Source organism: Oerskovia sp. NPDC057915, from assembly GCF_042887685.1.
Lineage (GTDB): Bacteria > Actinomycetota > Actinomycetes > Actinomycetales > Cellulomonadaceae > Oerskovia.
This window is the reverse complement of the sequence record NZ_JBHVOS010000003.1, coordinates 94543-106636: the sequence shown is the minus strand read 5'-3', so window position 1 is coordinate 106636 and position 12094 is coordinate 94543. Positions and strand designations below refer to the sequence as shown.

Below are 12094 nucleotides of genomic sequence, written 5' to 3'. Positions count from 1 at the left end.
CCGCAGCCCGGGCGGGACGCAGGTCAGCCCTGCGGCGCCCACGGTCCCCAGCGGTCGCCGGGGGCCTGGTTCCTCGTCCACCACTTCGCGGTGTACGTGGTGCCGTCGTGGATCACGGTGTCGCCCGAGGAGTAGACCCGGGTCGGCTTCCACGCCCCGACGCCCTTCGAGTCGACGCCCGCGATCTCCTCCCACGGACCCCACGGGTCGCCGGGCGTCTGGCCCGAGGTCCACCACTGGGCCCGCCAGACGGCCCCCTGGTACGTGACCGTCGCACCGCCCGCGTACGCCGTCTTCTTCGACCACGCGGCCGGTTCGACGTACGTCGGCTGGGCCTGGGGGTTGAGCTCGTCCGTCAGGACCGACTTCGCGGCGTTGGTCACCGGGTCGTCGAGCAGCAGGACGTCGAGGCCCTTCTGGATGTCGTTCGAGATGATCGCGCCGTTGTACCAGTAGGCCGACCACGACCCGCCCAGGATCAGCCGCTCGGACGACAGCGCGCCACGGTCGAACCACGCGATCTCGACAGGGTTGGCCGAGTCCGTGAAGTCCCACACCGAGATGCCGCCCTGGTACCAGGCCTGGACCATGACGTCGCGGCCCGGGACGGGGATGAGCGAGCCGTTGTGCGCGACGCAGTTCTCGGTCGCGGCCTGCTCGCGCGGGATCTTGTAGTAGCTCTTGAACACGAGCCGGCCGTCGACGATGTCGTAGATCGCGTCAGCGCCCTTCTCGGGCCCGACCGTCGCGTTGCACGTCGGTGCGCCGCCGCCGCCGAGCTCGTCGGTGAAGACGACCTTGGTGCCCGCGTTGTTGAACGTCGCCGAGTGCCAGAACGCGAAGTTCGTCGTGTCCCGGACGACCTCGGTGACCACGGGGTGCGCGCGGTCGGAGATGTCCATGAGGATGCCGTCGCCCATGCACGCGCCCGCCGCGATGTCCTTCGACGGGTAGGTCGTGATGTCGTGGCAGCCCGACGTCGTGCTCGAGCCGTTGCCGCCCGGGTTGCCGCCCTCGGGGAAGAGGACGGGCGTCGAGACGAGCTCGGCCGACGCCGGGTCGTCGACGGGGATCTGCACGACGCTGATGAGGTCGTGCGGCGGCTTGCAGTCGGGGAACGCGGCGTTGGGGGAGTACGACGAGACGTACACGAAGAGGTCCTTGCCGTCCTTCGACGGTGCGAGCGAGTTCGTGTGGGAGCCGCACTGGGTCTCGACGGCCGACACGTACCTCGGCGACGTCGGGTCGGAGATGTCGAAGACCTTGAGGCCCTCCCACGAGTCCTTGATCGTGGCGCTCTGGGCGACGTTGTCGCACGAGGCGTTGCTGCGCGAGGAGTCGGTGCTCAGGACGAGCAGGTCCCCGTAGACCGAGATGTCGTTCTGGGAGCCGGCGCACACGACCTGCGCGACCTGCTGCGGGTTCGTCGGGTCGGCGACGTCGTAGACCGTGAACCCGCCGTAGTTTCCGGCGAACGCGTAGCGGCCCTGGAAGGCGAGGTCGCTGTTGTACTGACCTTCCGGCGCGAAGGCCCCGTTCTTGGGGATGTTGGCGACGAGGGTCAGGTTGGGGCTGCCGGCGATCTCCCCGGGGGCCAGGACGTCGGTGGCCTGGGCGAGGGGAGCGAGGCGTTGTGCGGGAAGGGAGGACGGGGCCTGCTCGAGGAGCTCGGCCACCGCCTCGGGAGACCCGTCGGACGGTTCGGCATACGCTGCCGACGCGACCGCGAGCGAGGAGACGGCGAGGGTGGCTGCCAGGGACGAGGCGAGCAGGACCTGGCTCTTGCGCCTGTGCGTTCTTCGATGCACGAGGGAAACACCTCCTTGGTAGGGTTCTGCGCATTCTGACCGGCAAATGTGACATGCACCACTTAAACGGGATGGTTCCGGCGAGGTTTTACACGGAGGGAACAGTGCTGATGCGGAGTTTTCCCGGTGGAAACGCACGGTGGGGGCGCGGCGCACTTCCGGGCGTCCGAGGGCTGACCTGCGGGTTCGTCGTCGTCGGGCTGGCGCTCGGAGCCTCGGGGTGCACGGGCGACCCGCTGCCGACCTCGACTCCGTCGAGCGTCGTCGTCCAGCCCGGGCTGCCGGGAGAGGGCAACGCGACCGTCCTGCCCGAGGACTTCGACGGCGCCCCGGCCGAGGGCTCGTGGAACCAGGCGGACGTCGGGTTCGTCGCCGGCATGATCGAGCACCACCTGCAGGCCCTCGAGATCGCCGCCCTCGCGCCCGACCGCGCGGGGTCCGACGCCGTCCGGGCCTTCGCCGAGCGCGTCACCGCCGGGCAGGGGCCGGAGATCCACGCCCTCGCGTCGTGGCTGCAGGCGCGCGACGTCGAGATCCCCGAGGGCGCGGAGGCCGCGGGCGGCACGGGCCCGCGCGTCCCCGAGGGCGCGGGGGGCGGGCACGGGACCCACGGCGAGGCCGTCGTCGGGATGCTCACCGACGAGCAGATGGCGGCGCTCGCGGGAGCGAGCGGGGCGACGTTCGACCGGCTCTTCCTCGAGGGCATGATCGCGCACCACCAGGGTGCGCTCGACATGGTCGACGTCGTGCTCGTCGAGGGGCAGGACCTGTTCGCGCACGAGATCGCCGCCGAGACGGCGTCGGGCCAGGGCGGCGAGATCGACCGGATGCGCGACCTCCTCGACGGGCTCTGAGCGCCCCGGAGGCCTGACGGCGGCCTGCCGCCGTCCAGCGGGGACCGGGTGCGCCCCGGTCCCGTCCGAGACGGGCGCGCGGCGCCCGACGTGCGACGCGCGGCGGCGAGCCGGGCGCGCGGCTGACGTCCCTCGCGCGGACCCGGCGCCGTCGGGCCCGCGATGCGGCACGGGTGCGCCCCGTACCGACCTCTCCGTCCTCCGAGTGCGCTCCCGCGGACGCGGTGGGAGCATCACGGTGGGTTCCAGGGACGGGCGGGTGCGCGGATGGACGTCGACGACGTCGAACAGGTGGCAGCCACCGGGGCGCTGCCCCGGTGGGACCGGGTCGAGCACCTGGTCGTCGAGGCCCACGCCCGGTACCGCGACCATGCGGCCGGAGACGTCGCCGACTACATCCCGGTGCTGGCCGCGGTCGACCCCGCGCTGTTCGGCGTGAGCATCGCCGTGGTCGACGGGGAGCTGCACGAGGCAGGGGACACCGGCGTCGAGTTCTCCGTGCAGTCGATCTCGAAGGCGTTCGTCTACGCGCTCGTGTGCGAGGCCTACGGGCACGCAGCGGTGCGGGACCGCGTCGGCGTGAACAACACCGGGCTCCCGTTCAACTCGGTCATGGCGCTCGAGCTCAACGACGGCCACCCCATGAACCCCATGGTCAACGCCGGCGCCCTCGCGACGACCGCGATGATGCCCGGCGGGACGCCCGCCGAGCAGTGGGAGAACGTCCGGACGGGACTCTCACGCTTCGCGGGGCGGCCGCTCGAGCTCGACGGCGTCGTCTACCGGTCCGAGTCCGAGACGAACATCCGCAACCGGGCCATCGCGCGCCTGCTCGAGAGCTACGGACGCATCCAGACCGACCCGCTCGAGGTGGTCGACGTGTACACGCGCCAGTGCGCGCTGCGCGTGACCGCCCGTGACCTGGCGGTCATGGGCGCGACCCTCGCCGACGGCGGCGTCAACCCCGTCACCGGGGAACGGGTCGTCTCGGCACAGGTCTGCCGTGACACCCTGGCGGTGCTCGCCTCGACGGGACTGTACGAACGCTCGGGCGAGTGGCTCTTCGAGATCGGGCTCCCCGCGAAGTCGGGGGTCGCGGGCGGCATCGTCGCGGTCGCACCCGGCAAGGGGGCGATCGGGACGTTCTCCCCGCCGCTGGACTCCGCGGGGAACAGCGTCCGGGGCCAGCGCGCGACGGCCTACCTGTCCCGCGCCCTCGGCCTCAACCTCTTCGCCTCAGCCGTGCACGTCCCCGAGAAGACGGAGCCCCACCCATGAGCCGTGTCCAGGAGGAACCCACCGCCACCGAGGCCCGACATTCCTGGGTCCCGATGGTGGGCCTGTTCCTGGCCCAGGTCCTCATGTCGTTCAACGTCGCGGCCCTGCCCGTCTCGCTCGGCGGGATGGTCGAGGAGTTCGGCGTGCCGCCGACCGTCGTGAGCTCGACGATCGTCGTCTACGGGCTCGCGGTCGCGGCGCTCGTGATGACGGGGGCGAAGCTCGGCCAGCGGATCGGGTGGGTCGTCGTCTTCCGCGTGGTCGTGGCGACGTTCGCCGTGTCCGCGCTCATGATGATCTTCTCGCCCACCGTGGGCTGGGCCATCGCGGGCCAGGCCGTCGCGGGCGCGTCCGCGGCGATCATCGTGCCGGCGCTCGTCGCGCTCATCGCCGAGAACTACCACGGGCCCCAGCAGGCGACGGCCATCGGGTCCCTCGGCTCGGCCCGTGCGATCTCCGGCGTGAGCGCCTTCTTCATCGGCGGCGCGCTGGGCACGCTCGTCGGGTGGCGTCCCGTGTTCGGGATCGTGCTGCTCCTCGCGGTCGTCGTCTTCGTCTTCAGCTTCCGGCTGCGCTCGGACAAGGGCGACCCCGGCATCCGGATCGACCTCGTGGCGGCCGTCCTGATCGGCGCGGCGATCGTCCTGCTGACCCTGGGCTTCAACAACCTCAACGCGTGGGGGCTGCTGTACGCCTCGCCCGACGCGCCCTTCTCGGTCGTCGGGGTCTCCCCGGCGCCGCTGTTCGTGGTCGTCGGCGTGGTGCTCGGGCAGACGTTCTTCTGGTGGACGCGGCGGCGGGCGGCAGCCGGGAAGGTGCCCCTGGTCGACCTGACCGTCCTCGGGTCGTCGAGCGAGCGGGCCGCGGTGTACGCGATGTTCATCGTCGTGGCGCTCGAGGCTGCGCTCAACTTCACCGTCCCGCTCTACATCCAGATCGTCCAGGGCCGGACGCCCTTCGACACCGCGCTCGCGATGATGCCGTTCAACCTCACTGTGTTCGTCACGGCGACCCTCGTCGTGCGCTTCTACGGGCGGTTCAGCCCGCGCACGATCGGGGTCTTCGGGTTCGTCCTGACGACGGGTGCGCTCACCTGGCTGTCCTTCGTCGTGACGAACAACTGGGAGACGCTGCCGACGATCCTCGGGCTGCTCGTGTTCGGGGTCGGGCAGGGCGCGCTCGTCACGCTGGTGTTCAACGTGCTGGTCACGGCCGTGCCGAAGACGCTCGCCGGGGACGTCGGGTCGATCCGCGGGACCACGCAGAACCTCGCGTCGGCCGTCGGTACCGCGGTCGTCGGGGCGCTGCTCGTGACGGTCCTGGGCATCAGCGTGGCCCGCTCGGTCGTCGAGCACCCCGAGCTGCCGCCGTCGCTCGTCGCGCAGGTGGACCTCGACAACGTGAACTTCGTGAGCAACGACGAGCTGCGCGAGGTCCTGGAAGGGACCGACGCCGACCAGGCCCAGGTCGACGCGGCCGTCGCCGTCAACGAGCAGAGCCGCCTCGACACGCTGCGCATCGGTCTGCTGATCCTCGCCGGCGTCAGCGCGACCGCGATCCTGCCCGCCAGCAGGCTCCCGCGCTACCGGCCCGGGGAGATCCCCGACCCGTCGCCCGAGCCGGCGACGTGACCCGACGACGGGTCGGGGTCCCGGGGCCTCACGGCCGCACGATCACCTTGAGCGCCTCCCGTGAGTCCATGAGGCGGTAGGCCTCGGCGACGTCGGCGAGGGGCAGGTCGGCGTCGAACACCCGGCCCGGGTCGATCTCCTCCGAGAGGACCCGCGGGATCGCGGCCTCGATGTAGGCGCGCACGGGCGCGGGACCGCCCGTGAGCGTCGCGTTCTTGCCGAACAGCGACCCGAACCCGACCGGGGCGTCCTCGTACTGCGGCACGCCGACGCGCGAGACCACGCCGCCGGGGCGCACGACGCCGTAGGCCTGCTCGTACGCGGGCATGTGCCCGACGGCCTCGAGCACCACGTGCGTGCCCTGCCCGCCCGTGAGCTCGAGGACCTTGGCGACGCCCTCCGCGCCGCGCTCGGCGACGACGTCGGTCGCGCCGAGCTCCCGGCCCAGGTCGGTGCGCGCGGTGTGGCGACCCATGAGGACGATCCTCTCCGCGCCGAGCTCCTTCGCGGCGAGCACGGCGGACAGCCCGACGGCGCCGTCCCCCACCACCGTCACGGTCTTCCCCGGCCCCACCCGTCCCATGTGCGCGGCGTGGTACCCCGTGAGGTAGACGTCGGACAGCGTGAGCAGCGACGGCAGGAGCGCCTCGTCGACGTCGGCCGGGATCCGTACGAGCGTGCCCTGCGCCTGCGGGACCCGGATCTTCTCGGCCTGCGCGCCGCCGACGCCCCCGGCCCCGTACCAGCCGCCGTGCACGCACGAGGTGTGGAAGCCCTCGCGACAGTGGTCGCACGTGTTGTCGGAGAACGCGAAGGGCGAGATGACGAGGTCTCCGACCGCGAGGTCGGTCACGGCCTCACCGACCTGCTCGACGACGCCGATGAGCTCGTGGCCCATCGGGACGCCCTCGGCGCTCGCGGGCAGGGAGCGGTACGGGTGCAGGTCGGACCCGCACACGCAGGCCAGGGTGACGCGCACGATCGCGTCGGTCGGGGCCTGCAGGACGGGGTCGGGGACCTCGACGACGCGGACGTCGCCGGCGCCGTACATGAACGTTGCACGCATGGGGTTGCCTCTCGGGTCGAGCGGTGGGGCGCGGCCGCTCGGTGGGGCCGGCGCGAGTTCCACGGTCCATCACACCGGTGGGACGGCCGCGCAGGGAGACCCGGGCGTTCCGGGTAACGCCAGTACCTCCCTGCGAACGGCGGGGAGTCCTACGGTCGAGGAGGCCGGTGGCACCGGCTCCCCGACGAGGAGGACACCCCCATGAAGATCGTCCCCAGGACCCCGACCACCAAGAACCCGCCCGAGCAGTTCACGGGCGACGTGTGGCTCGACCCGATCGCGATGCCGCAGGACCCGTCGCAGCGCATGGTCGTGGCGCTGGTCCGGTTCGCGCCCGGGGCGCGCACGGCCTGGCACTCGCACGCCCGGGGCCAGGCGCTGCACGTGGTGTCGGGCGTCGCGCGCGTCCAGGCGCGGGGAGGCGAGGTCGTCGAGGTCCGCCCCGGCGAGACCGTCTGGTGCCCGCCTGGTGAGGAGCACTGGCACGGTGCCTCCCCGGACCACTTCATGGAGCACCTCGCGATGCTCGAGAACGCCGACGACCCGTCGACGACCACGACGTGGCTCGAGCACGTCACCGACGCCGAGTACGCGGGGCGGTAGGACGGCGGCTGGGTGAGGGCTGTCGCCGGGACCCGCGGGCGGTGGGACGCCGGGTGGGTGAGGGCGGCCGCCGGGACCAGCAGCCGCGCGCCGTCGTGCGTCCTGCGGTCGTGCGCCCTGTGGCGACCCCGACGATCATGGGGGCATGACCTCCCTGCTGCAGGTCGTCCGGTCCCTGGTCGCCCCGATCACGCGCACGCGGGCCTTCCGCCGGGTCGGGCCGGTCGTGCTGCCCCCGGCCGAGCGGTTGCTCGCGCGCCTGTCGGGAGGGCGCGTGCAGCTCAGCGCGCTGCTCGTGCCGTCGCTGGTCCTGCACTCGACGGGTGCGCGGTCGGGGGAGCCGCGCAGCACGTACCTCATGTACACGCCCGACGGCCACGGGCGGGCGGTGGTCGCGGGCACGTCGTTCGCCCGTGACAGGCACCCGGCATGGACGTACAACCTGCTGGCGCACCCGGACGCGTCGATCACGGTCCGCGGCCGGGACATGCGGGTCAGGGCGACGCTCGTCGAGCCCGACGACGAGCGCGAGGCCGCGTGGGACCTGATCCAGGCGCAGTGGCCGGGGTACCGCGCGTACGAGCGCGACTCGGGTCGGGTGGTCCGCCTGTTCCGGCTCCAGCCGCTGGCCTGACTGGAGGCGGCGGGGCTGGCCGGGCCGGCCGGGCCAGCCGAGGCTCGCGCGCGTCGAGTGTGCACTTCGGGTCGTCATGAGCGGCCCGGGACGACCCGAAGTGCACACTCGGCGTCCGTGACGGCATCGTGGATGCCTGCTGTCACGCCAACGGTTCGACGACGGAGCGCTCGTCGGGCAGCCCCGTCACCCGGTGGAGGGGCTCGCCCCGCCCGCGCGGCCACTCCCGGAAGTCGCGGAACGTGATCGGGACGCCGCGGGCCACCGAGAAGTCGGCGCTGTCCGTGGCCTGCACGTGCACGTGCGGCTGGGTCGAGTTCCCGGAGTTCCCGCACGCGGCGAGCTGCTGACCGACGCGTACCGCGTCGCCGACCCGCACCTGCGAGGACCCGCGCTGCAGGTGCACGAGGGACACGAACACGCCGGAGTCCGGCAGCGCGACGGTGACGTGGTTCCCGGCCACGGCGTGCACGCCCTCGCGCAGCCGTCCCGCGGCCCCGAGCACGTAGGGCACGAGGGTCAGCTGGGAGCGGCGGGCCGCGTGGTCGTCCTCGCCGTCGTGCACCTGGACCACGATGCCGGCCGCCGGCGCGAGGATCGGGCGACCGAACGCGACGAAGCGCTCGGGCGGCTCGGTCCCGAGGACCGTGCGCCAGTCGCGGACCGCGGCCGTGCGGTGCCGGGGGTCGACGCCCACGAAGTCGATCGCGTACCGCTGGCCCAGGACGTCGACGCCGTGGCTGGGCACGCGCCGTGCCGGGCTGTTCTGCACGAGCCAGCGCCCGTCGAACGGCAGGGCCAGGGTCACGGTGCCTCCGTCCGTCACGGTGCCTCCGTCCTCCGACCGCCCGACCGCGTGCCGACCCCTCGACCCTACGACCCCGGCGCCCCGGCCAGGAGCGTGAGGTGGTCGTCCACGACGGCCCGCAGCCGGTCGCGGGCCGACCCTCGCGGGTCCACGGCCCAGAGCAGCCCGGCGCCCTCGACGAGTGCGGCGGCGTTCTCCGCGACGCGCTCCGGAGGGAGCGTGGTCGTGACGGAGCCGTCGTCCTGGGACGTGCGCGCGGCGTCGGCCAGCACGTCGCGGACCTGCCCGACGGCGTCCCGCAGCGTCTCGCGCAGGCCGGGGGCGGCGGCGAGCACGAACCGGTGGTAGGCGAGGGGGTCGTCCGTGAGGGTGGCGACGGTCTCGAGGAGCCGGGCGTACGAGTCGGCCACGTGGTGCAGCGTCGCCGCGAGACCGGGCGGCGTGGCCTCGCTCTCGTCGGGAGCGGGCGGCTCGACGTAGCGGAGCAGGAAGTGGTCGACGGTCGCCGACCGGATCTCCTCCTTGTCGCGGAAGTGGTGGTAGATCGCACCCTTGGAGAGGCCGGTCGCGGCGACGAGCTGCGCCGTGCTCGTGCTCTCGTAGCCCTGGGTCAGGAAGAGCCGGAACGCGGTCTCGACGATGCGTTCGCGGGTGGGGGTCGTGTCGGCCATGGTCACGATCCTCGCGGATGGAACAGCACGTGGGCGGTGAACGTGGCCGTGGCGACCTCGCCGGACGGCGCGAAGCCGTGCCGGGCGTAGAGGCCGAGGTTCGCCGGGTTCTCGGTGTCGAGGCCGACTCCTGCCGACCGGGGGTCTCGCTCGGCGAGCGTGACCACGTCGCCGAGGAGGGCGCCGCCCAGGCCCGTGCCCTGGGCGGCGGGGTCCACGCCGATCATCGTGAGGTAGTGGTGGGGCGCCGCGGGCACCAGGGCCCGGGTCTCGCGGCCGTACCGGTTGAGCCGGGTCGTCGTGGCGGCCGGGAGAGACAGGGCCACGGGAGCGAAGCGCAGGGCGGCGAGGGCGGCGCCCCCGGTGCGTCGCACGGTGCCCTGGGGCGGCTCGACGACCGCGACGCCGACGACCCGCGCGCCGTCCACGACGGCTCGCCGCCGCCCGCCGAGGAGCCTGTTCGCCCCGAGGGCCCACGACGTGAGACGGAGCGCCCGACGGCGAGCGGCCGGTTCGCGGCGCACGTCGCCGAACAGGTCGAGGAAGAGCGGGTCGGCCGCGAACGCACTCGCCAGGAGGCTCGCAGCCTGATGGTGCTCGGACCGGTGCAGGTCGCGGACGGTCCTCATGTCGCGTCCAGCACCGTGTCGTGGTCCGCGGGGCCGGGCGCGGCGGAGTGCCTGGCCTCGTCGGTCGCCCGGCCCCCGTAGTGGTCGACCGCGAACGCGAGGACGACCTTGATCACGAACAGCAGCGCCACCGCGGTCATCAGCGTCGACCCGGCGAACAGGACGGGGACCGCGGCGCCTGCGGCGACCACGACGCCGGCGGCGACCTGGAGCTGCTGCGCGGGGGCCCGCAGCGACGTGACGAGCGCGGCGGCCGCGACGGTCACGACCCACACCACGACGGCGGGCAGGGGGTCGGCTCCGAGCAGGAGGGCGATCGCGACCAGGTGGACGTGGATCGCGAGGAAGACGGCGCGGTGCCGCGGGCGGGCCGCGTAGTAGTCGTTCGTCCCGCGGGAGAAGTTCGCGAGCGCTCCGCACAGGACGTCGAGGACGAGGAGGGCCGCGGCCACGCCCTGCCAGGTGGGGACGGCCTCGAACGTCGGGCGGTCGGCGAGGACGAGCAGGGCGGTGCCGGCGAGACCGACGCCCCCGATCGCGGCGAGCATCCGGGGGTCCTGGCGCTCGCCGAGCACCTCGTGGAAGGCCGGGGGGATCGTCAGCACGGGGCGCTCCTTCGTGGCGGGTCGCGGGCAGGATCGGTATCGAACGACCAGACCGACCGGTCGGTCTGGTCGATGGATCGAAACTAGCCCCCTGTGCGCACCGGGTCAAGGCCCGGTGCGCACAGGGGGCGTGCAGACGTGTCGACGATCCCTCTAGGCGAGGAACCCGAGCAGCGCCCGGTTGACCTCCTCCGCGTGGGTCCACAGCAGGCCGTGCGGGGCGCCGTCGATCTCGACGTAGTCCGCCTCGGGGAACGCCGCGTGGAACGGACGGCCCGTCGAGTCGATAGGCAGGATCCGGTCGGCCGTGCCGTGCAGGATCAGGGCGGGCTTGCCGCTCGCCCTCACCGCCGCGACGTCGGCGCGGAAGTCCTCGATCCAGGTCGGGACCACGGCGTACGCGGCGACGGGGGCCGACCCCGTGGCGGTGTTCCAGCTCGCCGTGACGGCCTCCTGCGAGATGCGCGTCCCGAGGTTCTCGTCGAGGTTGTAGAAGTCGGCGTAGAACTGCGTGAACCAGGCGAAGCGGTCGGCGCGGGCGGTGTCGACGATCCCGTCGAAGACGTCCTGCGGGACGCCAGTCGGGTTGTCGTCGCGCTGGACGAGGAAGGGTTCGAGCGAGGCGAGGAACGCGAGCCTCGCGACGCGCTCGTGGCCGTGGTTCGCGACGTACCGGGCGAGCTCGCCCGTGCCCATCGAGAAGCCCACGAGCGAGACGTCGCGCAGGTCGAGCGCCTCGAGGACCGCGTGCAGGTCGGCCGCGAACGTGTCGTAGTCGTAGCCCGTCCCGACCTTGCTGGACCGGCCGAAGCCGCGACGGTCGTACGTCACGACGCGGTACCCGGCCTCGAGCAGGGCGCGCGTCTGACGTTCCCAGCTGTGCCCGTCGAGGGGGTAGCCGTGGATGAGCACGACCGTCGGTCCGCTGCCGTGGTCCTCGTAGTACAGCTCGACAGGGGTGCTGTTCTCGCTGCCGGAGGTGATGTAGCCCATGGGTCGTTCCTTTCGTCGGAGTGCCTCGGATCTGGTGTCCCCCCGCGCGCCGCGGTCAGTCCCGGGCCCGCGCCTGCCGCAGCGCGCGGAACGCTCCCGTCGACCACAGGGCCCAGGCGACGAGCACGGGCTGGAAGAAGAGGCGGCCGAGCCGCTTGGCGTCGGTGTCGAGCCCGAAACCGTCCTTGTGCTCGAGCCACTGCCCGACGTTCCCCGGGAAGATCACGACGAAGAACGCGGCCGCGACCAGCCCCACCGCGACGCGCCGCCGAGACAGCACGACGAGAGAGGAGCCGAGCGCGATCTCGACCGCGCCCGACGCGAGGACCGTGACGTCCTCGTTCACGGGGAACCAGTCGGGCACCTGGGCGCGAAACTCCTCGCGGGAGAAGGTCAGGTGCCCGATCCCCGCGAAGACGAGGCTCAGCCCGAGCGCGACGCGCCCGATCCTGCGGGCCACGGTGTCGGGCGGTGGGTCGGCGGTCAGGAGGGTGCTCATCCGGCCATGCTCGCC

At 72.9% G+C, this 12094-nt stretch carries 13 protein-coding genes; 5 read left to right on the top strand and 8 right to left on the bottom strand.

The features are described from left to right. Positions 1-23: 23 nt before the first annotated feature. A complete protein-coding gene (locus tag ACFVQ3_RS03040; RefSeq protein ID WP_387634920.1) occupies positions 24-1808 on the bottom strand; it encodes a carbohydrate-binding protein in 1785 nt (594 codons plus the stop codon). A gap of 110 nt (positions 1809-1918) precedes the next feature. On the opposite strand from ACFVQ3_RS03040, the gene ACFVQ3_RS03035 reads away from it, so the two are divergent. The 3 genes from ACFVQ3_RS03035 (at position 1919) to ACFVQ3_RS03025 (ending at position 5571) form a co-directional block, all read left to right on the top strand. After that, the gene (locus ACFVQ3_RS03035) at positions 1919-2662 is read left to right on the top strand and encodes a DUF305 domain-containing protein (RefSeq protein ID WP_387634918.1); all 744 of its coding nucleotides are present in this window, start codon (positions 1919-1921) and stop codon (positions 2660-2662) included. Between the two features lie 267 nt (positions 2663-2929). After that, positions 2930-3940: a glutaminase A gene (gene glsA, locus ACFVQ3_RS03030; protein WP_387634915.1), complete on the top strand. Its 1011-nt coding sequence runs from the start codon at positions 2930-2932 to the stop codon at positions 3938-3940. After that, positions 3937-5571 (top strand): MFS transporter, encoded by a 1635-nt coding sequence (locus ACFVQ3_RS03025; protein WP_387634913.1) that lies wholly within the window; start codon positions 3937-3939, stop codon positions 5569-5571. Before glsA ends, ACFVQ3_RS03025 begins: the two co-directional genes overlap by 4 nt. Positions 5572-5599: 28 nt before the next feature. Here the strand turns inward: ACFVQ3_RS03025 and ACFVQ3_RS03020 are convergent, their stop codons facing one another. Beyond that, positions 5600-6637, bottom strand: coding sequence for a zinc-binding dehydrogenase (locus ACFVQ3_RS03020; RefSeq protein ID WP_387634911.1), 1038 nt, complete (start codon positions 6635-6637; stop codon positions 5600-5602). Positions 6638-6838: 201 nt separating this feature from the next. On the opposite strand from ACFVQ3_RS03020, the gene ACFVQ3_RS03015 reads away from it, so the two are divergent. Continuing rightward, complete coding sequence (locus tag ACFVQ3_RS03015; RefSeq protein ID WP_387634909.1) at positions 6839-7240, top strand: cupin domain-containing protein; 402 nt, start codon at positions 6839-6841, stop codon at positions 7238-7240. Between the two features lie 145 nt (positions 7241-7385). Then, positions 7386-7874, top strand: coding sequence for a nitroreductase/quinone reductase family protein (locus ACFVQ3_RS03010; protein WP_387634906.1), 489 nt, complete (start codon positions 7386-7388; stop codon positions 7872-7874). 142 nt (positions 7875-8016) lie between these two features. On the opposite strand, the gene ACFVQ3_RS03005 is transcribed toward ACFVQ3_RS03010, so the two are convergent. From ACFVQ3_RS03005 to ACFVQ3_RS02980, 6 genes are all read right to left on the bottom strand, one after another. After that, complete coding sequence (locus tag ACFVQ3_RS03005; protein ID WP_387634904.1) at positions 8017-8700, bottom strand: M23 family metallopeptidase; 684 nt, start codon at positions 8698-8700, stop codon at positions 8017-8019. 47 nt (positions 8701-8747) lie between these two features. Next, complete coding sequence (locus tag ACFVQ3_RS03000; protein ID WP_387634901.1) at positions 8748-9353, bottom strand: TetR/AcrR family transcriptional regulator; 606 nt, start codon at positions 9351-9353, stop codon at positions 8748-8750. Between the two features lie 2 nt (positions 9354-9355). Then, a complete protein-coding gene (locus tag ACFVQ3_RS02995) occupies positions 9356-9982 on the bottom strand; it encodes a GNAT family N-acetyltransferase (protein WP_387634899.1) in 627 nt (208 codons plus the stop codon). Beyond that, positions 9979-10587: a hypothetical protein gene (locus ACFVQ3_RS02990; RefSeq protein ID WP_387634897.1), complete on the bottom strand. Its 609-nt coding sequence runs from the start codon at positions 10585-10587 to the stop codon at positions 9979-9981. The genes ACFVQ3_RS02995 and ACFVQ3_RS02990 overlap by 4 nt, the downstream gene beginning before the upstream one ends. Before the next feature lie 153 nt (positions 10588-10740). Further along, the gene (locus ACFVQ3_RS02985) at positions 10741-11580 is read right to left on the bottom strand and encodes an alpha/beta fold hydrolase (RefSeq protein WP_387634895.1); all 840 of its coding nucleotides are present in this window, start codon (positions 11578-11580) and stop codon (positions 10741-10743) included. Positions 11581-11635: 55 nt separating this feature from the next. Beyond that, positions 11636-12079 (bottom strand): hypothetical protein, encoded by a 444-nt coding sequence (locus ACFVQ3_RS02980; protein ID WP_387634893.1) that lies wholly within the window; start codon positions 12077-12079, stop codon positions 11636-11638. Positions 12080-12094: the final 15 nt, after the last annotated feature.